The following is a 23,704-nucleotide window of genomic DNA, read 5'->3' on the forward strand; positions in this document are numbered from 1 at the left end:
CGCGTCAGGGGTAGATGATATTCAACGTTGCGGAGGTATTGATCTTGCCCTGTGTGACCTTTGCGGGTGCCCAGACATAATAGTATGCCGCCATCGGCAGGGTGAAGTGCTCGCTCAGCGCGCCGCCTGCCGCCACGTTGAAAATCATCGTGGCGTTACCGCGGCTGGTGGTGGACGTTGAGAACGTCACCGGCAACTGCGGATTATTACGCTGAATCAGCCGCAGGCCCACGCCCTGCGCGGCGCTGCTGGTGCTATCGATCAATACTGAACTGTCGGTAGACAGCAGCTGCGTACTGGAGAGGAACATCTCAATGGCCCGATCCGAATTGCCGTTAACGCCCACGTTCTGACAGCTCATGTTCAGCGAGAACGGCGTAAGCCCCGGCTGCGAAGCCGCGTTCAGCTGGGGAATACCGAGGGTTGGGAGTTTGACGGTCAGCCCGGCATTGTCGAACGAACAGGTGGTCAGTTTTGGCGCATATTTGATGGTCATCGGCTGGCCGAACATGTCGCGGTTGTCGTAGGGCCACTGAAATCCGTTGAACAGCCACTGGACAATTTTCACCAGCTGGCTGATCGGCCAGCCGATGATTTCCCAAAATGACATGCCGCTCATGTCGCTCACGAACATCACGTCGCTCATGTTTGCGGTATCCCCGGTGAGCGTCGTCCCGCTCTGGTTCACAAGGGTGAAGCGAACCGTAAACGGCGTATTCAGCTCCGACGCCGTGTGGCTGCCGCTGGCGGCGAGCGTTTTGTTGGGCTGGGTGCTGGTGATCTCCGCGTGCACCATATATTTGTTGTTGCTGAACCCGAGTATGGTGGCGTAGCTGCTGTTGGTTGACAGGATCGGGGTATAGGAGAACTCGCTGTTGCTCGTTGAACAGTTAAACGAACCGCTGTACTGCGTAGTGTAGCTCCCCGTCCAGGTCGGCGTGGCCGGGCTGAGCTTGTCGGATAAATCAACGCTGATCGGCGTGCCGTAGACGATGCTGCCGCCGGAGCAGGTGGCGTAGCTGGCGGTGCTGATGCACGCCAGCATCAGGAAAGTGAAAAACCTTAACATAATGATATTCCGTAATTAATGACAAACCGATGACGGGCTGTCCAGCCCCCAGGCCGGCGCGGTGATTTCGCACGTGCCGCCGCGAAGATGAACGTTGAGCGCGCGCGGCGCCTGCTCGGCGCGGATGTACAGCACGCTTGCCTGGCCGACGTAACCTACAGATTCGCCTTTCTCATCCAGCACTTCGGTGCCAAATGGCAACGGCTTGCCGTCGGTGCGCGTGGCGTGAAGCACCCAGGACTGACGTTTGTCGGTTTCAAAGCGGACATAGTTCACGGCGCCATCGTAGGGGGCCACGTTGGCCATGTTGCCGAGCACTTCCGCGCCCGAGCTGTTTTCGGTTTCAGACAGCGTGATCGAGTTCTTGCGATACGGCGTCGCGTAAGGCACCAGCGCCACGCCGTCGCGGTTGGTCACGATGCTTTCATCCCCGTTGACCATCAGCCCCTCGGCCTGCGGCGCGTCGACGATAGTCATGGTCGAACCGGTTTCGTTGGAGGCGAGAACATGCCACGGGTAAGCCACCAGGCTTCCGCGCCCGTTGAGGCCGGTCTGGCGGTAGTCAGACGATTCACTGTAAGAACCGCCAAGGGTGGCAAAGCTCGAGCGGTAGGCCGTATTAACGCTTGCCGAGTTACTGCCCCCTCGCGCGTTGCTGCCGGAGAGGGTGTAGCTCAGGCGGTTCGATTCCAGCGCATTGCCGCTCATGCTGATGTTGCTCTGCTCGTAGTGAGAATCGCTGGCCGTCATGCTGGAGGTGATCCACGCATTATTATCAAACAGCGAGAACGGCAGGCTGAGCGAGAGGTAAAAGCGCGTCTCTTCTTCACTGTCGCTGTTGCGGACCCGGCTTGCCGACAGGGTATAGCTGGCGCGGCCAATCGCGTTCGAGTACCCGGCCTGATATTCACGCGTGGTTTGCTGCGAATTCCAGTAGTCACGCTGCGTCCCGGAAATAAATACCGTGCCCCAGTTTTCTGCCAGGCGCTGGTTGAGGTTGAGCGTTAAGGTATTTTTAGGCTGCGCCGCGCGAAGGGCATCCCAGGTGCTCATCGACATTTCCGGCGCAACGCCGAACCGATCTTCATAGTCGTCATACTGCTCTTTCAGGCGCTGATAGCCTTCGCGTGAATAGAGCGCATCGCTAAAGCTGTAATAGCCTTTGGTGGAATACCGGTAGGCCGCCAGGGTGAAGTTAGTGGCGGTGGTATCGATAAATTTGCTGTACGACACGCGAAAACTTTGGCCGCTGTCGGTGCGATCCTGCAGCGTGGTTTTCGCGTGGGTGACATCAAAGGAAACGGCGCCAAACGGAAAGTTCCAGCCCGTCCCGATCAGCCCGGCCTGGTAGTTGTCGCTGACGATCGTTCCCGTGTAGCCGGTGATGAGGTTATTGAACCCGTAGCGCAGCGTGGCCTGCAGGAATGCCGGATCGGCGTCCAGCGTATTTTGATGGACTTTACCCGCCACCACGCTGTACTGGCTCACGCCCTCTTTCAACATGCCGGGCACCGCAGAAAACGGTACGGTAAAAGATTGCTGAGAGCCATCGGCCTCGCGTACCACGACCAGCAGATCCCCGGCTGAACCGGTGGGCTGGATGCTGTCGAGCGTGAACTGTCCGGGCGGGACGTTTTCCTGATAGATGACGTTGCCGTTCTGGGACACTTTTACCAGGGCGTTGGTGCGCGCCACGCCGTGGATCACCGGCGAGAAGCCCTGCTGGGAGTTAGGCCGCATTTTCATGTCTGACGCCAGGGATACCCCGCGCACGCGGAGGGAATCAAACAGATCGCCCGGAATATAGAAATCACCCAGCGTCAGGTTTGAGGTCAGCGAGGCCAGCGGGCGGCGAAGATAGCGGGTGTTGTTCTGCCAGCGACTGTCGCCGCTGGCCGATTTTTGCCAGGTGCTGCTGTCGCGAAGCTGCCAGCCGAACAGGTTTGCGCCGGAGTCCAGCCCGGCGTAAAAATCGTCGTTGGTCTCCTTTGCCGTTCCTTTTGTACGCGTGTTGTACCAGGTGGTGTTCCAGGAGAGCATAAGCGCCGGTATGCCTTCGCTCCAGAACTGTGGAGCAATGTAGCCCTCTTCGGTACGCAGCAGGGCCGCCTGCGGCACCGTGAGCGCCAGGCTCAGCGTACCCGGATCGGTTTTGACCTCACCGCCCTGTACTAAATCATGTAGCTGAACCTCACCCTGCGCGATGGCCGGCGCGGGAATGTCCTTCATGCTGATTCCCAGCGACTGCGCGTCTTTCCAGGCAAGGTGAATGTCATCCGGCTGCTCGCCGTAGGTCACGCTGTAGCGCCCCTTCCAGCTCCCGTTTACGTAGATGTCCATCTCCTGCTTGCCGGCAGGCATGAGGTTGTTTTCATAAAAGCGTGACAGATCGGACTCACCGGATGCGCCAGCAAGCAGGGAGGTATCAAACGACACGGCCCCGGATTTATGCGAAAGCAGAAGCGAGCAGACTGCCAGCAGACAGAGCCTGTTTTGTTTCAATTTCATGGTGAGTCTTTCCGATCACTGGCTGGTGAAGGTCCGGGTTTTATAGGCGCCCAGATCGTCCACGTACATCAGCTGGAAGGTCTGGCCACGCTTAACGTCATTCTTAGTGGCTACCGTCAGTTGCCCAAACGGGGAAACCATCGGTGACTCGTTGAGTAATTTGGTTTTACCCCGAGAAATATTGGCGACGGTGATATGGAACGGGCTGTTATTGTTGATGCGGAACTGATTACCGTTGGCAGTCAGGGTCAATTTCTCTACCGCGTTATCCAGCGAACCCGCCAGCGAAGCCGGGCGGTAAAAAAGTTTGATACGCGATTTAATCGCCAGCTGCACGGTATTCTGGTTCTGCAGGTTTTCCGGTTTAGGCGGAATATCCAGCACGTTAAGAAAGAAAACAGATTCCCGATCTGCAGGTAAATTTGCCGGCAGTTTTTTAATGCGCAGCTGTTGGCCATTATGTCCGCTGACCTTAATCACCGGCGGTGAGAGCAGGAAAGGAACCTTGGCTGTTTCCGGCGTCGAGTTAATATCGCCGTCATCAATCCAGGATTGCACCAGTGCGGGTGAATCGCCGGTATTCATTAACTGAACGATCACCTCTTTATTATTTTCAGGGTACAAGACTCGAGTGCCATTGATGACAATATTGGCCCATGAGTGACCCGTGCTCAGCAGTAATACCGCCAGCAAAATTGCCTTACGCATGATTGAAACCTTAAATACAGGCCCTGCAAACGCAGAGCCTGAATAATTAATATTACAGGTAGGAAATGGTATAGGTAACGTTGGAGCTTAACTCACCCACGGTTGCTGCGGTGGCGTTAGTTTTATAGTAATAAACGTCCAGCGTCAGCGTCTCTGAATCTGGCGCCGTTGCGGTACCCATAATATCGGTGGTGTACGCCTGGTTCAGCGCAATCGGTGCAGATGCGCCCGGTTCCACTAACGCAAAACCAACGTTACGCGCAACGCTCGCGTCGCTTTCGTTAACGCTGTTGTTCAGCAGGTATTTTCCGTCGGTGGAAATATTATCCGCGCTGGAGAAGTACACCTTAAGCGGAGTACCGGTGGTGCCCGCCGCTGGGGAACAGCCGGAGAAGGTCAGAGCAATCGATTTTTTATTTTTGGTAATCAGGCCGACCGTTGTACCGGCATCTTTCACCGAGATTGGGGAGAGAGCAACGGTAAAGTCAGCGCTTTTTCCACCGTTAATGGTGCAGGTGGTATCGGTAATTGCGCCGGTAAAGTTAATTACGCCACCGGCAGAATTATCTGCAGCCACAGCACTGGTAGAGGCGACAGCAGCGGCCAGCACAGAAACGGTCATGATCGTCTTGAACATGATAAACTCCATAAAGATTTGTTTTATATAAAATGAATGTTATTCGGCCGCGCATCGCACTCTTGCCGGACAAAGCGCATAGCGAAACGCATAAAACGCCTTGTCGATATTATGTTGCATCAAAAATATACATAACAAAACATTATTCTGACAAGCCGTCAACATTAAGATTATAATCTGGATTGCTGGGTTTTTATAAGATCTTAACCTAAATGCCTTCGTTCGAAGATTTTAATTAATGATTTAATAATCGTTAATTAATGAAGTTTTCTAAACCCCCCCCTCAAATAATATTACATGACTTGACCACACTCTCTTTAGACTTATTATTGCCAGGGAAATACACAAATTTATAACAGTGGTGTAATAATAATATGAAGTATCTCATTGATCTTGCAATGCTTTATGAGGTTGACACCGGTATGATCATGATTAATGGAGAAGAGGAGTCCTCCATTAAGTTATCCAATCAGGCTGCACGTTTACTTTATGAACTTATCATCAATAATGGAAAGACACTCGACAGAGACGAGCTGATAAAGAAAGTATGGGAAGAGCGCGGCTTCTCAGGTTCTTCCGTGAGTCTTAACGTTGCCATAAGTGAAATCAGGAAGGCGTTTCGTACGCTGGGGCGCGATCCTTTACTGATTAAAACGATTCGCGGAAAAGGATTTAGCCTTGCAGCACATATTGAACATCACACGGTGAGGCCCCCGGTTGTTCAATCCGTTACTGAATACACTGCGTCAGAAGAATCTGAACCGCTCTTACAGGAGAGAGCGCCAGATCCGCCTAACCGAATAAGAGTCTGGCACAACGCTTTTATTACGTTATGCATTGTGTCGTTAACGGTCATTGTCGGTGCAGCCCTTTTTCTGATTCACCAAAAAGAGCCGTTTGCAGAGACGCTGAAAGAGTCTGATATCCATCTGCTCGGCAAAGTCGATCGGTGTACGGTATACCTTATCGATAAGAACATGTATCAGCCGAAACAGCATTATTTTAACCGGGTAAAAGAGGCCATCGCCAGGCAGCATATCGACTGCGAACATCAAGTTGCTGATGCTTACTATTCAAATTTCACAAAATCGCAGATGGAAAATTATTTCCTGGCTATCTGTTACCAGCAGGAGAGCATTGATGATTATAAGAATTGCCTTTCTTACAGAAGCCTGACCGGGAGTTAAAATATGTCAAGGACAAAGCTGAGTGTGTTATCGGGTGTGGTACTGGTGTTGTCGACGATCGCCTTGCTGCTGTTTTATTTTATGAGGACGCAGGATGAGGGATTTGGCTGCCAGTCGGATACGGTTTCCTGGAAAACGTATTCAACGGGAGATTCAACCGATATGTCCTTAACGACGCTTTTTCTGTTTAACAGTAAAGACGTCGTGACGGTTATTCATAAGGGCGTGCTCAGAAAAGACGGGCAAAATTATCTGATTGACAGGAATTATATCCTGACGGTTGAGAAAGTCGATGGGAGTAATATTTACTATATTAAAGACAAAAAGCTGAACAAATCTGAGGATGATGTGGCGCCTGATGGTATTGTAAATGAAATGTTGCTGGACAATATCAACTTCTTTTATATAACCAGTATTAAAAAGCACGCCTGGTTAATCAAAGGGCTGGTATTACCTGTAATGATGTGCGTAGCTGTTCCTACGTCCTGATATTTAGCCTCAATAACAGAATCGACGATTATCTACTTTCTGATTTCCAGAGAATTAATCCATTGTGTAACAATAGGATACAAAGCGTTCATTTTTATATTCGTCTTTTATCAAAGGCGAGTGAATTATTCTGTATTGCCTCATTATTTTTGGGCTGATTATACTCCGCCTCGAAAAAGGGGCACCCCTTTTTATACATGTGGATTATTTTTTGAAGGACTAATTAAATGAACAAACTGAACGCTATCGTTCTGGGCTCACTGCTGTCTGTTTCTGCCCTGAGCGCTGTTAATGCCGCTGAAACAACTGCATCTGCAACCTGGCAGGCGTCTGCAACTAAGGACAGCGAATCTGACCTGGTGATCACCCCGACTCGTGCGCTGAACTTTGTATACAGCGCAAATACAAAAGCATTCAACACCGACACCGGTCTGTTTGATGTGGCTATTCGTGGCGATCACTCTACCGCAACGAGCTTCAAGCTCGAAGCGATCCTCGACGATTCCAACAACACCCTGTTCAGCGTTGGCGGTGAGTCTACCAAGCTGAAAGTGGGCGCGCGCTGGGGCGGCAACGACCTGGGCTCCGTGGGCGGTACTGTAGGTGCGAAATCTACCGCGTGGACCACGCTGGTTGACTCTGCGTCCAACACCGGCGTCTCTTCTGGCCTGTGGAACCTGACCACCAGCGCTGGCGCTGCGGCGGATACCGAAATTACTGGCCAGGACAAATTCGTGTTCTACGTTGATTCCGCTCAGGACAACGCAGGCGCAGCGAAAGAGTTCAAAGACCTGACCAACAGCCTGTGGGAAGGTACCGTGTCCGTTGCGTTCCGCGCAACCTGGGGCTAAGGCCTGACAGATCCAGGGGCGCAAGCCCCTGTTTAGGGAAATATCATGCTAAGCCTAAAACCCGCCCTCTTATTCTTATTGCTCGCTTCTTCCTCCGCGCTGGCCATTAATGTGGGAAAAGTCACCACCATTATTCCTGCAAATGCAGATACCACCGCCAAGGAAATTAAAAACGAAGCCGATTCCGTGCGCATTGTGTCCATTAGCGCGCAGCGTATCAGCAGCCCGATGGACGAAGGGATCGTGATTAATCCAGAGAAAGTGGACGAGCTGCTGCTGACGCCCACGCGCATGGTGATGCCAGCCGGCACCAGCAATATCGTCAAATTTTACTATCACGGCAATGCCGATAATAAAGAGCGTTATTACCGCATTACCTTCATCGATGAAGGCGTGAGCGAAGACCTGGACAATGGTTCACAAAAGAACGGTAAAGGGATGACGCGCGCGGTGGTGAGCACCATTCTGGTGGTCCAGCCCCGGGATAAAAAAATCGACTTCGTCTACGTGGCGGGAAAGATGACCAACAAGGGCAACACCTCGTTTCGCGTCAATGCGACGGGAACGTGCCTGAAACCGAACCCGGAATCACCGACGACCCCCTGCACCAAAAACTTCTATCTGATGCCCGGAACCTCGCGCGCTATCGACGATATCAACGTGACGGACAACCATTTTCATCTCGGAATTTGGGACCAGAAACAGTTCATTCCTGTTAAGTAAGGATGCATGGTGAAAAATAAATTAGTGTTGCCGGTGATGATGGCTTGCGCATCCGGCACGCTGCCCGCGTTGGCGGATGCAGCTCCAGGCTCCGTGGTTATCGCTAATTACCGTTTTCCCGACTCGCTTTATGGACTGCTGGAGCAGGGGATCAAAATCCCCGTGTATCTGGTCAATACCCGTCCGAATACAGCCCAGCCCGGAACCCGCGATAGCACGGCGAATGAATATGTTCGTATTGGCGATGTGACGCTCTTTGCGAAGGATCTCAAGCTGGGGCTCAGGGATGTTCAGGTTCAGGAGTCCGATAACGGCGTTCGCCTGTCGAAAGAGATGCGCGCGCTGCTGCAGAGCATTAACGATAAGCAGTTTAACGACCAGATGCGCATCCCGGTGAGCGCCGGTTCGGCATTCGAACTGGATCAGAAGAAGATGCGCCTGCTGCTGAATTTATCCCAAAGCGACTATGGGGTGAATATCCGCCCGCGCGAGGTGGATATCGATGCGCCTGAAAGCGATGACCTGAGCGGAACATTCTCCTATAACCTCGGCGCGTACCATACCGAAAGCGGCTACGGCGACAGCTGGTCATCCGGCTACCTCAACGCGAAGAGCTGGGTGTCGATGGGGGTGGATCACCTGCTGATCGACGGCTCCGGCTATGTGAACGAGAACAGCAGCGATACCCAGATGAACGCCGCTATGTGGGAGCGCGATTATCAGGGCATGCGTTACGCCGCCGGCATGCTTAACGGCTGGGCGATGCAGTCCCTGGCCAGCGTTAGCGGTATCTCCGGCGGGGAAGTGTACGGCGTGTCGATGGGCAACCAGGCGAACTCGCGCAAGCGCGACAACACGCTTTCCATTACGCCCGTGGTGGTCTATTTCCCGACGGCGGGCGAGGCGCGCATTCGCCGCGACGGCCAGCTTATCGGCATTCAGCGCTTTGACGTCGGCAACCACGAAATTGACACCAGCAATCTGCCTTACGGGATTTACAGCGTCGAGGTTGAGGTGGTCAGCGGTAGCCGCACCGTGTCGCGCAGCATGTATACCGTCAATAAACCCTTCTCCAATAACGTGTCGGAAACGCTGCGCTGGCAGACGTGGGGCGGCATTTATAGCCGCGATAAATCCATCGTTAACTATAAAAAATACGCGAAGCGCAAAAACAAGCAGGACAACACTTACTACTACGATTACGACACCAAACATAAAGACACCATGTCTCTGGTCGGGGCCTCCTTCAGCAAGCGCAGCGGAATGGTTGACTGGAACGCGTCGACCTACATGATGCGCGAGCACGTGGTCAGCGAGCTGTGGGCGTCGGTAAACCTGACGGACGCTTTCTCGGTAAACACCCAGACGATGGCGGCCTCCGACGGAACCTATCGCGCCAACTATGGGGCGAATCTCAGCCTGCCGTGGCAGATTGGCTCGGTCTGGTACTCTCACGAGCAGCTCTCCAGCGGCAAGTTCCTTGATATCTACGAGGCGAAGGGCAACACCTGGGGGGCGTCATTTAGCCTGCCTTCCTTCGGCCTGCCGTCTGCCGGCAACCTGAGCCTGATGCGCCAGGAAGACGAAATGTACCGCTACAAGCGTTACCAGCTGGACTACTCCCAGGGGCTGTACGCCGGTCGCTACGGTACTGCCCGCCTGCGCGTTGGCATGTCGCGCAATAAATACGATGGCTATTACGAAGAGCGAGATCGCTACGTGATGCTCGACTTCTCAATTCCGCTCGGCAACACCGTCTCGGTAGGGGTTTCGCATAACCGCGATACCGGCACGGCGCTAAACGTTAGCGCCAGCCGCCAGTTTGACGGCGACTACCTGAAGTCGGCCACGGCCAACGTCTCGAAAGCCTTTAACAGCACCTACGACCGCAGCGTCAGCGGCGGGGGCAGCGTGAACTTCGATACGCCGTGGAACAGCAACATCCTCAGCGTGCAGAGCGGCATGAGCAAAGGCTGGAACTCCACGCTGACCAGCGACGGCAGCGTTGGCTGGTCTAAAGAGGCCATTGCCGCCGGGAAAGGCACCGACAGCGCGGGGGTGATTGTCAGCACCGGCCTTAAATCTGACGAGGCGCTGACGCTGAAGCTCAACGGCCGCGCGGAGCGCATCAAAGGGGATAAAACCTGGCTGTCGCTGCCGGCGTATCAGGCCTATGACCTGGAAGTGATGAACAGCGAAACCGGTACGGAAAGCTATGAAATCGGCGCGAATGCGCGTCGCCACATCACCGTTTACCCGGGGAACACGGTGGTGATGAAGCCGCAGGTGAAGAAAATCGTCACCCTGTTTGGTCGTCTGGTTGATGCAAAGGGTGCCCCGGTTGGCGCCACGCAGATCAAGAACCACGTCGGGCTGACCCGCACGGAAAACGACGGTCGCTTCGTGATTGACGTGGACAAAAACAACCCGATTCTGAGCATCGCCACCCCGGATGACAGCGTCTGCGAGGTCCGTCTGGATATCGAGTCCAACCGCGGCGCGCTGTGGCTGGGGGACATCTCCTGCAATAAAGGCGATTACGTCTGGCAGGAAGCAAAAGGAACACTGGAACGTGATGATGAAAAAGATATTCGCTCTTAATCTGCTCCTGATGAGCGCGGCTGCCCAGGCGCAGCAGATGCCCTATTTCGCCATTAATAATCCCGACAATAACGGTACGGGAAACTCCGCCGCGCTGTTTAGCCTGAACAGCACCTCGACCTCGTTTTTACACGGGTCCCGGGAGTGGCCGTCGCTGAGTGCGAAAACCAACAACGGGGTAGCCACCTACATCCCGGACAACAGCTTCAGCGGCCCCGCGGGCAGCGCGCTGACGATAAACTTTGCCGTGACGGGGTCCAGCGCCTCGCCGTTCTTTAAAGGTACGGCCTGTTCATCCAACTGCGGCACGAGCGGCTATAGCCCGACGACAAGCTACAGCGACACCTCGATGGTGGTAAAGCCGCCGGTGATCGAGCCGGGTACGTCCTATGGCCGCTGGGTGCTGGGCGATCCATTCTTTAACTACCTGCTCAATTCCGCGCCGGGCGATGAGGTCACCATTACCTCCACGCCGCAAATTAGCTCGATCAACAAGGTCACGACCACCAACACCCTGCATAAGGTAGGGACGCTGACGATGACCAACTCCCGTGCGCTCAACCTGGGGATTGACCCGATCAGCGGGGAAGTCACCATTGTCGACGGTTCCACCGGCGCCGCCTGCACCAAATACACGCGCAATACGGTGTCGGGCGTGCTCTGCGAACTGCTGGAGTACACCTTTGTCGGGGAGGATATCACCGGCTACAGCCCGGGCCTGGCGCTGACCTCATCGCGCGTGAATGGCGTGCTGCAGTCGCACATGAACGGCGGTACGGGCCTGGCTGCCGAGCTGACCTTTGATGAGAGCAACTGGTACAGCATCTCCGGCGGCATCCTGAGCGACACCCGCGTGCTGGCGAACACCTTCCTCGCGGCACCGCAGAAAAACGGTGGAAAAGCGTACCTCAAAATCTTCCTGCCTAAGGCGCTGATCATGAGCGTGGCGCAGGCAGGGGACGGCAGCAGCATTGGCAATATCGTCAGCCTGTGCCTGACGCCGGGCAACAGCTCGCTGGCTGCCGACTTCTGCTTCCAGCCGGGTGGCGGGCTGGTGATTAACCCCATCCAGCCGGGGCTGGCGATTGTGCCTGACAATCCTGATTACACCCTCGATCCGAACGGTCTGGGCGGTTCCGGGAAAGGCATTATTGGCGAAACGCCCATTGAGATCCCCTACACCATTACCTACAGCGGCGCGCAAAAAGATGCGGCGATAGCGGTAACGGTAAAAGTGACCGGGCCGACGCAGAGCCTGAACGGGGTGGACTACTGCGCGTTCAGCGGCAACGGCTTTACGGTGCCCATCCCGGGTAACGTGCTGGTGGGGAAAAGCCAGACGCTGATGGCGCACAACTGTAAGGGTGAAGTGCTCCAGGTGCCGGCCCCGGCCACGCACGCGGAGGAGTGGAACAAAATTAGCTCTGGCGTGACGGACATGTGGCTATGGCAAACGCCGCTGGTCCTGCAATTTGTCATGGATAATCCGGTGTCGAAAACAACCTATGACGGGAATAGCTGGTTTGGTGAAGTGACCGCGCAGGGAAAAATAGACGTCAGCGCATCCTGGAATTAAACGAATATGACTGGAAAAATCCTGGCTATTTTTGCAATAAATTGCTTCATTTCATTCGGAGCAAATGCTTTAATTATCGAAAGTCTGAATATTGATTTTTTGCCAGAAAAAGAAGTGGTTTTTCAGCCTATAAAAAACGATACCAGTGAAAGTCAGAATTATACAGTTTCGCTTATTCAGGTAGACGTTCCAAAAGAAAAAGGCAAAGAGACGGAAATAAAAGATGGCGAGCTGATGTTTTCGCCAAAGCAATTGACGCTGGGGAGCGGTGAACGCGCCGGATTCAAGTTTTACTATACCGGCCCTCACGACAGCAAAGAGCGTTACTATCGCGTCAAATTCACCGAGACGCCGCTACAGGCGCGGGTTGTGATGAGCAAAGGCCAACGCATCCAGTCGGATGTGGTGGTTTCGCTTGAGGCGATTTTGATTGTCCGTCCCTGGACAAGACATTTTGATTATGCGTTTAGCAACGGGGTGGTGAGTAATACGGGGAATACGTACTTTAAATACGTTTCCTCGGTTGGGTGCAGTACGCAATATAACAATTCGAGATATCTTCCACCGGGACAACGGCTGGAAATAGATAATGCCGGGCAGCCTGCAAGGCGGATGATTATTTATGGAAATAAAATCATCCCGCTTTCAACCTGCCCGTAGCAACCGCTTTCCTTCATAAAAGGAAATTAACCTTTAGCATCACGCTAAAGATCCATAACAACAGGAGAATAAAATGAAAGCGATTTCATTCGTAGAAGCGAAAGATATTATCGGTGGCGCGTTGAACCCGTTCGCTGGTCTGGTTAAGGGTGCACAGCTGGGTTATGACACCGGTGCCAGCATCATGGGCATGGTAGGCGGTGTTGTTGGCGGGATCCTGGGTGGCGCAATGGGCTTCCTGGGCGCGCTGGTTGGCAGCTACAACTAATTCACGTTAACAGGAAGAGAATCATGCAAGTTATCGATTTCAAGAAAGCACAGGCCATCATCGGTGGTTGGGACCCGTTTGCTGCAGCACTGCAGGGCGCGAGCGCAGGCTATAACGCAGGCAGCCAGATGTTAGGCGCGCTGGGCGGCACCATCGGCGGCGTATTCGGCCTGGTGGGCGGCTTCATCGGCGGCTTCTTCAGCGCATAAGTTTTTGACCTATGCACTCATGGCCCGCATTGCCGGGCCATTTTTTTATTTCAGCCACGGATAATTATGTTTTCGCTTTTTCAGTATAAAAAACAGGGTAAAACACCTGTTATTCGCCAGCATGAATTTACCGAATGTGGACTGGCCTGCCTGGCAATGGTGATGGGGCATTACGAGCATCATGTCTCCGTAAGCCAGCTGCGCCGGGAGATCTCGGTTTCCGCCGATGCGGGAACGTCGATGGCGGAATTGATGACCCTTGCCAGCGATAAGAACATGACGGGCCGGGTGTTGAAAGGCGAAATCACTGAAATTGAAACCTCGGAGCTGCCGCTCATTGCCTTCTGGCGTGGGAACCATTTTGTCGTCATCGTGAAGGTCGACAGCCGCAGCGTCACGGTTCACGATCCTGCCAGCGGCGTGCGCCGTTACCGTCTCAAGGAGGCGGAAAAACTGTTCTCCGGCTACGTGCTGGAGCTGAAGCCCACCCCGCGTTTTGAAAAGAAATCGCCGGACGAAAAGCTGACCCTTGGGCGGTTAGCCAATAAATCACCGAGCCTGTTCCAGCGTCAGCTGCTGCTGTTCGTGCTCTCTATTTTTACCCTCATCACCATGCTGGCCAGCCCAACCTACGTGCAGCTGATTATGGATGAGGCCATCTCCCGCAGCGATAACGACCTGGTGATCTTGCTCACCGCCATCTTCGCGATCGTCTTTATTTTCGAGGTCATCGGGAAGTTCCTCAAGCAGCTGCTTGAGATCCTGATGCGCAACATCGCCTATGACGATCTGAGCCAGTCGGTGCGCCACTACATGCTGCGCACCCAGACCGGCTGGTTCCGCTCGCGTCCGCCGGGTATCGTGCTGGCGATCGAAAAATCCCTGCACGCCTGCGCGGAGTTCATCAGCAATGGCTACGTGCAAATCCTCTTCTCCAGCCTGATCGCCATCACCAGCCTGCTGTTTATGCTGCTGTACAACGTGAAAATCGCGGTGCTGACCATGCTGCTGATGGGCGTCTTTTTCCTGATCCGCTTTTCGCTGATTGGCCCGTATCAACGCGCCGTGGACGACTCGATTGAACGCACCGCGCAGTACGAGTCGCTGCTGGTCGAAACGCAGAAAGGGATCATCACCCTCAAAGCCAACAACATGGAGCAGGCGCGGGATGCGGTGATGGACAAATCCCAGCGGGAACACATTGCCGGGCTGATGCGCAAAGAGCGGCTACTGGCCCGTTTTGACGTGGCCTCGCTGCTGGTCATCAATGCCGAACAGCTGCTGGTGGTCTGCTTTGGCGCCTGGCTGATTCTGGAAGGGCAGATGAGTATCGGGATGCTTTACGCCTACATCAGCTATAAGCGCTATTTTTCCGATGCGATGGTGCAGGTGGCGCAAAAGCTGCTGGATAAAAATGCCCTGAAGGGGCCGCTGGACCGCGTGGGCGATCTGCTGTTTGCTCCCTCAGAAGCCAGCCAGTTTGGCAAGCGGATCGTCACCTCGCCGGTAAGCCTGGAGTTTGACGACGTTTCGTTTGCTTACCCCGGCCGTGAGGCAACCCTCCAGCACATCAATATGACGCTGAAGCAGGGCGAAGAGGCGGTTATTGTCGGGCAGAGCGGTTCCGGTAAAACCACGCTGCTGCGGCTGATCTCCGGCATGCTGCTGGCGACGTCGGGCAGCCTGCGGATCAATAAGATCCCGATTAACGAGTGCGATCTCTCCTCGCTGCGCCAGCACGTTCGTATCGTGCATGCGGACGATATTCTCTTCACCGGGTCGATTCTGGACAACATTGCCTGCTTCGACAGCGCGCCGGATAAAGATCGGGTAATTGCCGCCTGCCGCCTGGCGGAGGTCGACCACGTCGTGACGCGTTTGCCGCACGGCTATGAAACCGAAATGCTGCCGGGAAATACCTTCTTCTCGGCCGGTGAGATGCAGCGTCTGGTGCTGGCTCGCGCCCTGTACAGCCAGCCCAAGCTGCTGCTGTGCGATGAAGTGACGGCGAATCTGGATAAAACCACCGCGCAAAAGGTGCTGGCGAACCTGCGCGGCCTGGGGATTGGCCTGGTATTTGTTACCCACTCCCCGGATGTGGTGGGATGCCACGGGCGGCTCTATACCATGGAAAACGGCAATCTGCGGGAGAGTGAACAATGATGTTTCTTCCGCGGCTCTACGCGCGCCTTTGCGCCCGAAACGTCGGGCGCACCCTGCTGGCAGACCGAATCTCGCAAAACTACAGCCAGTTTATGCGCTGCCCGGAGAGCGAGGTACCGGCCGATTTTTTGCGTGAAAACGCGTGGGAGCTGGGCGGATTTGGCTTTGTGGAGCAGGTTTTCCCGCCCGCGCTCTGGCGGCGAAACGTGCGTTTCGATCTGCACCAGCGCGTTGCGGATTTTACCCGCGAGCAGGATTTTTACGCCCGACGGCATACGCTGCTGCTGGGCATGCGCTGGGCAGGGTTTGGGCTGGTGCTGGACGCCCTTCTGTCCACGGCGCCTGACGACGTGCGGTTTCAGTTTATAACCCACTATCCCGCGCTGCATAAGCTTATGGCCGCGCACCCGGCGCGACGCGCTGGTTCCTTTTTCGCCCCGGAGCGGCGGGTCACGGTGCTGATGATGGACGAGCGCCTGCCGGGTGCCCCGCTGTTTATGACCCGTGCAGGCGAGCAGCCGGTATGGTTAACGGATGTCTCTACCCGCTTTCTGACCCGCTACGGGTATGGCGTTCGCACCCTGCTGCCCACCCGCTCGCTCGCTTCACCGGCGTTTGGGCTGGAGAGCCAGGCTTATGCCCCAGCGGAGTATCGACAGGCCGCCGCCGCCACGCTCAATGCGCTGCGCAACATTCCCACGCTCTGGAGTGCATGGGACGATCTTTCAGTGATTTATCATGGATGACATGTCGTGAAATTAAAAAACCGTAGCCGGCAGCGCCGACCGCTGATCCCGCAGCATTTTTCAAAAAGTTATCAGATCAACGCGCCCCGTCTGAAGGCCGTGCTGACGCTGTTCATGTCCTTCTTTCTCTGTTTGCTGGTCTTTTCCGTGGTCTTTAATTTTTCTGAAACCACCCTGGCGCGCGGCGTGCTGATCCCCGCTCAGGGCGATGTCGAAGTGCGGGCCAGAGAGTCCGGCACCATCGTTGATTTTGCGGTGCGCCCCGGGGAATACGTGAAGGAGAACGCCCCGCTGTTTACGGTGTCGCAAGACTATGGCGGCAAGCAGGGATCGGTGGTGCAGTTCGATCGCCAGCAGATGGAGGCGGAGAAAAAACGCAGCGAGCAGCGCATTCAGGCCATCGAGGAGTCTATCGCCACGTACCGCAAAAACCTGGCGCAGCAGCTCAACATCACCGACAGACAGATTGGCGTTTCCAGGGATAAGGTCAAAAAGCTGCGCGCGCTGCTGAAAAACAGCACCGACACCTACGACGCCTGGAAAGCGATATCCGGCAAGGGCTATGTTTCCAAAGTGGATCTCGATAAAAGCCACAACGATGTGCTTAACGCTCAGCTCAATCTGACGCTGGAAGAGAGTACCATCCTGGATCTGGAAGCGCGTAAAACCAGCCTGTCGGACAGCACCCAGTCGCAAATCGACTCCCTGAGCGAGGAGCAGCTGTACGTGAAAAACCGCATCAGTGAAATCGACCGTAACCTCTCCAGCCGGGGCAGTTCGACCATGTCCATGCTGGCACCCGCCGAGGGCTACGTGGTGGCGATTAACTTCCCGCCAGGGCGGGCGATCACCCAAAACAGCGAAGTGGTGGTGGTGATACGCAAAAATACCGCCGCGACCATGGAGGGGTATCTTTATGTCCCGGCGACGGGCGTCGGGCGGGTCGCGAAAGGCGACAAGGTGAAGCTGCGCTTTGACTCCTGGCCGGTGGATAAATACGGCTCGGTTGACGCCACGCTGTCCGATTTTTATGAGGTCAATATCGACGCTCATTCCGCGCTGATCCCGCTCCAGGAGGGGCAGAACTACTACCTGGCGAAAGTACAGGTGCCGTCATGGTTTACCGATCCGGACAAAAAGAAGCGCATGCTGATGGGCGGGATGACGGTTAATGCGGATATCGTTATTGACCGCAAGCCGCTCATCAACCTGCTCATCGCTCCGCTTGAAAGGGTGAGGAAGCGCTTTATTGATTGACCCGATTTCATCGATCATCGCCCTTTAGCCCACATCGGCCAGCACGGCTCCGGGCTATTCTCCTTGTCACACCTACAGGAGGATAGCCCATGAACATTACCCACATACGCAACGCCACCCAGCTGATTACCTACGCGGGGAAGCGCTTTTTAATCGATCCGATGCTTGCTCCGCAGGGGGCTTACCCTGGCTTTCCCGGTACGGCGCATGCGGAAATCCGCAACCCGACGGTCGAGCTTCCTGTTGACGTGACGACGCTGCTGGATGCCGACGCGGTGATTGTTACCCACACGCATGACGATCACTGGGATCAATCCGCCATTGCGCTGATCGCCAAAGACAAGCCGATCTACGTCCAAAACGACAGCGACGCCGCGCTGCTGCGCAGCCAGGGGTTTACCCGGCTGACGGTCATGACCGATGAAACGGCTTTTGGCGATATTCGCATCGCGAAAACGCACGGCGGCCAGCATGGAACCGATCGCGCTTACGCCGTTCCGGAGCTGGCGGAGCGTCTGGGTGAAGCCTGCGGCGTCGTCTTCCGTCATCCCGACGAGAAGACGCTCTACATCGCGGGAGATACCATCTGGCGTGAAGAGGTGGCGGCCGACCTGCAAAAGCACCAGCCGGACGTCGTAGTGCTGAACGCCGGTTATGCGCACGTGATTGGCTTTGGTCCCATCATCATGGGCGAGCTGGATGTACTTAACGTGCATTTCCTGCTGCCTCAGGCGCAGATTGTTGCGGTCCACATGGAAGCTATTAACCACTGTCTGTTGACCCGTCGCGCGCTGCGTGAGTACGCTGAAGCCAACCAGTTCAGCGATGCGCTGAGCATTCCACAGGATGGCGAAAGCGTTATATTCTGAGTGTTAAAAGGGAAAGGAGAGACAGATGCCGCTTATTAACGTCGCGATTGTCGCGGTGGATGGATTTAGCCCGTTTCACTACTCCGTTCCCTGCATTCTGTTTGGCGATACGGTATCCGGTGAAAAGCGCTTCAACGTCACGATCTGCGCTGAAACGCCGGGTTTCCTCACCTCTAAAGACGGCTTTGCGCTGAATGCGACGCAGGATTTTTCCGCCATCGTGGAGGCGGATATCGTCGTGGTGCCTTACTGGCAGCACGTGCTTGAACGGCCACCCCAGTCATTGATTGACAGCCTGGTCCAGGCGCGAGACAGGGGCGCTGTAATTGTCGGGCTGTGCCTTGGCTCATTTGTGCTGGGCTATGCCGGTATTCTCGACGGTAAACGGGCGGCAACCCACTGGGAGTTTGAGCACCAGTTTCAGTCCCTGTTTCCGGATACGCGGCTGGATATCAACGCGCTTTACGTTGATGACGATAACATCATCACCTCCGCAGGCACCGCCGCGGCGCTGGACTGCTGTCTGTATATCATCCGCCAGCGGTTTGGCAGCGTGGTCGCCAATCAGATCGCCCGACGGATGATTGTGCCCCCGCACCGCGAGGGCGGGCAGGCGCAGTTTATTGCCCAGCCCGTGCCGAAGGACACTCGCGATGCGCGGATTAACTGCCTGATTGACTACCTTCAGCAGCATATTACCGAACCGCACGGTCTGGACTCGCTGGCGGACGTGGTATCGATGAGCCGCCGCACGCTGACCCGCCATTTTATCAAGGCCACGGGCATGAGCGTTGCCGACTGGCTCACCGCCGAGCGCCTGCGGCGCAGCCAGATCCTGCTGGAGGCCGGAAATATGCCGATTGAAAGCGTGGCAGAGCAGGTTGGGTTTTTGTCGGCAGTAACCTATCGCCAGCAGTTCAAGGCGCGCTTTGGCGTCAGCCCGGCGGAGTGGCGCAGGACGTTTCGCACTCGCCAGTAGGCCGGGTAAGCGCAGCGCCACCCGGCGTTTACCCCAGCTTCTCCATCCTGGTCTCCCCTTCCACCATCGACAGCTGATAGAGCGAAAACGAACGGTGTTTCTCAATCAACGTCGCCAGCTCCGGCGAGTGGCTGGTGAGCCAGATCTGCGAATAGCGGCTGGCTTCGGCAATCAGGCTCGCCAGCGCGGGCAGCATCTGCGGGTGCAGGCTGTTCTCCGGTTCGTTAAGGGCGATGAATGCGGGAGGGCGCGGGCTTAACAGCGCCACCGCGAGGCACAGGAAGCGCAGCGTGCCGTCGGAGAACTCCGCCGGTTCCAGCGGCCTGCTCAACCCCTCGCGCTGCATCATCATGCGAAAACGTCCGCCGGTGTTGTCGCTGTAAAACACGCAGCCGGGGAAGGCCTGGTCGAGGATGCGCATCAGCAGCAGTTCGTCGCCAATCTCCACGATGGTCTGAAACGCGGCGGCCAGGTTTGCGCCGTCGCTGGCGAGCACCGGCGAGCGAAAGCCTACCTGCGGGGCGCGAATGGCCGAGCCGGTTGATACAGAAAACTCGTGATAAAAACGCCAGTTACGCAGGGATTCGCGCATCTGCGACACCTCGGGGTAAAGGTGCGGTTCACCGAGCTGCCCGAACACCGATTCGTTCTCATACAGCGTGCCGCTGTGGGTCACTTTTTCATGATGCACGTTGTTCAGAAATACGGCCTGATTCTTACGCTTCATCAGCTGTGACGACGGGCGGCGGTGCTGGCCGCTCAGCCAGATGGACTCTTCTTTGATCACCGGGTCGAGCTGAAACTGCGACGGATACGGCAGCTTCTCCACAAAGCCGACCTGCAGTTCGTATTCGTAGGTTTCTGTCTCTACCGCCAGGTTCATGCGCCGAAGCTGGTCGCTGCGGGTTTTACCGGCCCAGAATACCTTCAGGATACCGCCCTCATTCGCCAGCGCCTGGGAGAACTGCCCCTGCGCCGCGCTGTGCATCAGGTAAATCGCCTTGTAAATGTTCGATTTTCCGGTGCCGTTGGGGCCGAAGACGATGTTGAGCTGCTCCAGATCCAGCGACATATCGCGAATTGAGCGGTAGTTTTGAATGTGCAGGGTTTTGATCATCGCCGTATCCATTTATGCAATCACACCTGTTTATAATCACAGTGTTTTAGGCTGAATGCAAAAAAAAGACGACAGTGAGGTGTCGTCTAAACGGGGTACTGCTTTGGGCCTCTATGGGTCAAATGGGCCTTCGCATTTTATTCATCAGGTTACTGCCAGACGCAGACCCAAATCATCAGGATAGGGATCAAAGTAGTTTTGCGTCATCAGATACCGATCGGGGTATTCAGCCATGTAATGCTTCAGCAGCGTCAGCGGCGCGAGGATGGGCAGCAGCCCGTCGCGATAGTGCAGGATCACGTCGCGCAGCTCGACGCGCTGGCGGCTGTTGAGCTGGTTTCTGAAATAGCCCTGAATATGCATGAGCACGTTGGTGTGGTTTTTCCGCGAGGCGGGCTTTTTCAGGATCGCCATCAGCTTTTCACGGTACGCGATGAAGAACGCGTCCAGATCGTCCCATTCATGGAGCGAGGCAACGAACGGCCCGATTTCCCGGTAGCCCGCCTGATGGTGCGCCAGCAGCTGAAGCTTGTAGCGGCTGTGGAAATCCAAAATCGCGCGGCGCGTCAGGCCGTTCGCGCGCAGCGTGTTCAGTTCGTGAAGGGCAAAAACCCGCTCGATAAAGTTTTCCCGCAAAACCGGATCGTGAAGTCGGCCATCTTCCTCGACGGGCAGCCACGGATAAGTTTCAAGAAGGGCGGCGGTGAACAGCCCGACACCCTCCTTGCGGCCCCGGTTGCCGTTTTCATCATACAGCCGCACGCGCTCCATGCCGCAGCTTGGCGATTTCGCGCAGACGATAAATCCCGTCAGATCGCCGATTTTTGGCAGATATTCCGCCGTAAAGTCGACCATCTTTTGCGTCAGGTCGTCGTGCGGCGGCTTGCTGAAGCGCAGCTGCGTCTCGCCGCCGTCAGTCACCGTCAGGCGAATGGCCGGACGCGGCGTCGGCAGGCCGATCGCCATTTCAGGACACACGGGCCGGAAGTTCACCCACTGGGCCAGCTCATCCATGACGAAGCCCATACGCTTATGCCCGCCGTCAAAGCGAACGGCGGAGCCGGTCAAACATCCGCTAATGCCCAGTACAGGTTTCGTTGTCATGGTGTGGTCCTCCAGTTCTATTATCTAAAACTTACACAGCATGACTAATTTGTCCAAGTATTGGCGGAGTTATTTTTTATTCTCTTTAAAAATCAATGATACTTAGCTGCCCTTGTAGGTCGAGTAACCGTACTGGCTAAGCAGCAGAGGAATGTGCAGCTTTTCGTTGGTGCGGGTCACGGTAAACAGCACCGGGATCTCCGGGAAGAAGGAGTCCAGCTTCTTCGTGTGGAAGTAATCGGCGGTTTTGAAGGTCACTTTATAGACGCCAGGCTGCATATCCTGATCCGCCGGATAGAGGGATTTGATGCGTCCGTCCTGGTCGGTTTTACCGCTGGCAAGCGGGGTCCATTTATCCTGCTGCTGCTTTTCCAGCGTGACGGTGACGCCAGGAGGCGGCGTGCCGGTTTGCTGGTCGAGAACGTGAACGCTCAGCGTACCGACAGGGGCGCTAAACGCGGCAGGGGCAAAGGCCATAGCGGCCAGGATCAGGAGAGGGGTCGTTTTTTTCATGGTGTTTTCCTGTGGAGTTGTCAGTCACAGGAAAACGTTAGCATCTGCGGCGCGGGAAAATATTCAACTTTTCGTGAAGATTCCCGCAGGAGAAAATTATCAGAGGATAATCACGTCAAGCGATACCTGCTGCTGCCACTGCTCGACCTGCTTTTTGCGCGCGGCGGTGAGTTTACCGCGCGTCACCAGCAGCCATTTGCGGTCCGGGAAGATTTCCGGCGCCAGCGCGGCGGGTGGGGTGGGCAGAATGTCGATGCGGTGGCCCTGTCCGGTGCGCGTTAAGGCTTCGAGCCAGATTTCGCACGGGTCGTTCAGGTGCCAGCCGGTCATCAGGATGTTGTCGCCCGGCGCTTTTTTATCACCTTCCAGGCAAAACGAGGTGTAGGCGATGAGGATGCCGTCGAGAATGTCGCGCAGGGTCATGGCGGCGGGAACGTTGGCCGACATTTGGCCGCGCAGCGGGCGCAGCACGTTAGCCACCAGCTCGGGTCTCGGGTATTCGCGACCGGCGTCGTAAATCATCTGGCGCAGAGACTCGATTTTCCCGTCCTGCAGCCGCTGCAGCATGGCCTGCTGCAGCGTTTGCCAGTTGTTGGTGCGGCGCGGTGCTGGGCGCTCGAGCAGCGGTTTTACCTGGCCGATGGGAACGCCTTTTTTTACCCAGTCGAGGATTTTTAACGCCTGCTGGACGTCTTCTTCGCTGTACTGGCGGTGGCCGCCCTCCGAGCGTTCAGGCTTGAGTAAACCGTAGCGTCGCTGCCACGCGCGCAGCGTGGTGGCGGTGATGCCGCTGAGTCTGGCGAATTCGCCGATGGAGTAAGCCATGTCGGTGCCCGATGAGGAGGAATAATCTCAATATACTACGAATTTTTGATGACGTGATGAAGCGCCGCATGGGTGCACTACACTTAACGTCCAACCGCACAAATGAAAGGAATTCTCATGAAGCTATGGCCTGTTGTGACCGGTGTCGCCATTGCCCTGACGCTGGTGGCTTGTAAATCCCCCACGCCGCCGAAAGGCGTGCAGCCTATTACCAACTTTGACGCCAGCCGCTATCTCGGCAAATGGTATGAAATCGCCCGCCTTGAAAACCGCTTCGAACGCGGGCTGGAGCAGGTAACCGCGACCTACGGCGAGCGGAGCGACGACGGCATCAGCGTGCTTAACAAGGGTTACGACCCGGTGAAAAACGAGTGGAATGAGAGCGAGGGTAAAGCCTACTTTACCGGAGCACCGACAACCGCCGCGCTCAAGGTCTCCTTCTTCGGCCCGTTCTACGGCGGCTATAACGTGATCAGACTGGACGATAACTACCAGTACGCCCTGGTCAGCGGCCCGAACCGGGACTATCTGTGGATATTGTCACGCACGCCAACCATCCCGGACGCGGTGAAGCAGGACTACCTGAACACCGCGCGCAGTCTTGGCTTCCGCGTCGACCTGCTGGTATGGGTGAAGCAGTAGCCC

The 23,704-nt window shown here is 55.7% G+C and carries 23 protein-coding genes; 15 read left to right on the plus strand and 8 right to left on the minus strand.

What is annotated here, in order from left to right; all coding sequences use genetic code 11:
* Positions 1-4 precede the first annotated feature (4 nt).
* Genes E0L20_RS14850 through E0L20_RS14865 form a run of 4 tightly spaced genes read right to left on the minus strand, consistent with a single transcriptional unit; the run spans position 5 to position 4,922 of the window.
* The gene (locus E0L20_RS14850; protein ID WP_131634611.1) at positions 5-1,069 is read right to left on the minus strand and encodes a fimbrial protein; all 1,065 of its coding nucleotides are present in this window, start codon (positions 1,067-1,069) and stop codon (positions 5-7) included.
* A 15-nt stretch (positions 1,070-1,084) separates the two neighbouring features.
* Positions 1,085-3,577, minus strand: a complete 2,493-nt coding sequence (locus tag E0L20_RS14855; RefSeq protein ID WP_131634612.1) for a fimbria/pilus outer membrane usher protein — start codon at positions 3,575-3,577, stop codon at positions 1,085-1,087.
* A gap of 15 nt (positions 3,578-3,592) precedes the next feature.
* Positions 3,593-4,285 (minus strand): fimbrial biogenesis chaperone, encoded by a 693-nt coding sequence (locus E0L20_RS14860; RefSeq protein WP_131634613.1) that lies wholly within the window; start codon positions 4,283-4,285, stop codon positions 3,593-3,595.
* A gap of 52 nt (positions 4,286-4,337) precedes the next feature.
* Positions 4,338-4,922, minus strand: a complete 585-nt coding sequence (locus tag E0L20_RS14865; protein WP_131634614.1) for a fimbrial protein — start codon at positions 4,920-4,922, stop codon at positions 4,338-4,340.
* A gap of 374 nt (positions 4,923-5,296) precedes the next feature.
* Between E0L20_RS14865 and E0L20_RS14870 the strand changes: the two genes are divergently transcribed.
* The 14 genes from E0L20_RS14870 to E0L20_RS14935 all read left to right on the plus strand — a co-directional run bounded on the left by E0L20_RS14870 (position 5,297) and on the right by E0L20_RS14935 (position 19,500).
* A complete protein-coding gene (locus E0L20_RS14870; RefSeq protein ID WP_131634615.1) occupies positions 5,297-6,109 on the plus strand; it encodes a winged helix-turn-helix domain-containing protein in 813 nt (270 codons plus the stop codon).
* Between the two features lie 3 nt (positions 6,110-6,112).
* Entirely contained in the window at positions 6,113-6,598 is a 486-nt protein-coding gene (locus E0L20_RS14875) for a hypothetical protein (RefSeq protein WP_242673412.1), read from the plus strand.
* 227 nt (positions 6,599-6,825) lie between these two features.
* Positions 6,826-7,449 (plus strand): common pilus major fimbrillin subunit EcpA, encoded by a 624-nt coding sequence (locus E0L20_RS14880; protein WP_131634616.1) that lies wholly within the window; start codon positions 6,826-6,828, stop codon positions 7,447-7,449.
* A 45-nt stretch (positions 7,450-7,494) separates the two neighbouring features.
* Positions 7,495-8,172, plus strand: coding sequence for an EcpB family pilus assembly chaperone (locus E0L20_RS14885; RefSeq protein ID WP_131634617.1), 678 nt, complete (start codon positions 7,495-7,497; stop codon positions 8,170-8,172).
* 6 nt (positions 8,173-8,178) lie between these two features.
* Positions 8,179-10,773, plus strand: a complete 2,595-nt coding sequence (locus E0L20_RS14890; RefSeq protein WP_131634618.1) for a CS1-pili formation C-terminal domain-containing protein — start codon at positions 8,179-8,181, stop codon at positions 10,771-10,773.
* Positions 10,751-12,349 (plus strand): receptor, encoded by a 1,599-nt coding sequence (locus E0L20_RS14895; RefSeq protein ID WP_131634619.1) that lies wholly within the window; start codon positions 10,751-10,753, stop codon positions 12,347-12,349. Before E0L20_RS14890 ends, E0L20_RS14895 begins: the two co-directional genes overlap by 23 nt.
* Positions 12,350-12,355: 6 nt before the next feature.
* Entirely contained in the window at positions 12,356-13,009 is a 654-nt protein-coding gene (locus E0L20_RS14900) for a putative pilus assembly protein (RefSeq protein WP_131634620.1), read from the plus strand.
* A 73-nt stretch (positions 13,010-13,082) separates the two neighbouring features.
* A complete protein-coding gene (locus E0L20_RS14905; RefSeq protein ID WP_013094846.1) occupies positions 13,083-13,277 on the plus strand; it encodes a hypothetical protein in 195 nt (64 codons plus the stop codon).
* Positions 13,278-13,300: 23 nt separating this feature from the next.
* A complete protein-coding gene (locus tag E0L20_RS14910; protein ID WP_013094847.1) occupies positions 13,301-13,486 on the plus strand; it encodes a hypothetical protein in 186 nt (61 codons plus the stop codon).
* 66 nt (positions 13,487-13,552) lie between these two features.
* Entirely contained in the window at positions 13,553-15,649 is a 2,097-nt protein-coding gene (locus E0L20_RS14915) for a peptidase domain-containing ABC transporter (RefSeq protein ID WP_131634621.1), read from the plus strand.
* A complete protein-coding gene (locus E0L20_RS14920; RefSeq protein ID WP_131634622.1) occupies positions 15,646-16,395 on the plus strand; it encodes a hypothetical protein in 750 nt (249 codons plus the stop codon). Before E0L20_RS14915 ends, E0L20_RS14920 begins: the two co-directional genes overlap by 4 nt.
* 6 nt (positions 16,396-16,401) lie before the next feature.
* Positions 16,402-17,652, plus strand: a complete 1,251-nt coding sequence (locus E0L20_RS14925) for an HlyD family secretion protein (protein WP_131634623.1) — start codon at positions 16,402-16,404, stop codon at positions 17,650-17,652.
* Between the two features lie 89 nt (positions 17,653-17,741).
* Entirely contained in the window at positions 17,742-18,521 is a 780-nt protein-coding gene (locus tag E0L20_RS14930) for an MBL fold metallo-hydrolase (protein ID WP_131634624.1), read from the plus strand.
* Between the two features lie 25 nt (positions 18,522-18,546).
* The gene (locus E0L20_RS14935) at positions 18,547-19,500 is read left to right on the plus strand and encodes a GlxA family transcriptional regulator (protein ID WP_131634625.1); all 954 of its coding nucleotides are present in this window, start codon (positions 18,547-18,549) and stop codon (positions 19,498-19,500) included.
* 28 nt (positions 19,501-19,528) lie between these two features.
* Here the strand turns inward: E0L20_RS14935 and E0L20_RS14940 are convergent, their stop codons facing one another.
* The 4 genes from E0L20_RS14940 to E0L20_RS14955 form a co-directional block, all read right to left on the minus strand.
* Positions 19,529-20,617, minus strand: coding sequence for an AAA family ATPase (locus E0L20_RS14940; protein ID WP_131634747.1), 1,089 nt, complete (start codon positions 20,615-20,617; stop codon positions 19,529-19,531).
* Positions 20,618-20,761: 144 nt separating this feature from the next.
* Positions 20,762-21,721 carry a YbgA family protein gene (locus tag E0L20_RS14945; protein ID WP_131634626.1) on the minus strand — a complete coding sequence of 320 codons (960 nt, stop codon included), beginning with the start codon at positions 21,719-21,721 and terminating at the stop codon, positions 20,762-20,764.
* 102 nt (positions 21,722-21,823) lie between these two features.
* The gene (gene uraH / locus E0L20_RS14950; RefSeq protein ID WP_131634627.1) at positions 21,824-22,234 is read right to left on the minus strand and encodes a hydroxyisourate hydrolase; all 411 of its coding nucleotides are present in this window, start codon (positions 22,232-22,234) and stop codon (positions 21,824-21,826) included.
* Positions 22,235-22,333: 99 nt separating this feature from the next.
* The gene (locus E0L20_RS14955; RefSeq protein WP_131634628.1) at positions 22,334-23,059 is read right to left on the minus strand and encodes a MerR family transcriptional regulator; all 726 of its coding nucleotides are present in this window, start codon (positions 23,057-23,059) and stop codon (positions 22,334-22,336) included.
* A 117-nt stretch (positions 23,060-23,176) separates the two neighbouring features.
* On the opposite strand from E0L20_RS14955, the gene E0L20_RS14960 reads away from it, so the two are divergent.
* Positions 23,177-23,701, plus strand: a complete 525-nt coding sequence (locus E0L20_RS14960; RefSeq protein WP_131634629.1) for a lipocalin family protein — start codon at positions 23,177-23,179, stop codon at positions 23,699-23,701.
* The last annotated feature ends 3 nt before the right edge of the window (positions 23,702-23,704 follow it).

It is taken from the genome of Enterobacter wuhouensis, assembly GCF_004331265.1.
GTDB classification, from domain to species: Bacteria; Pseudomonadota; Gammaproteobacteria; order Enterobacterales; family Enterobacteriaceae; genus Enterobacter; species Enterobacter wuhouensis.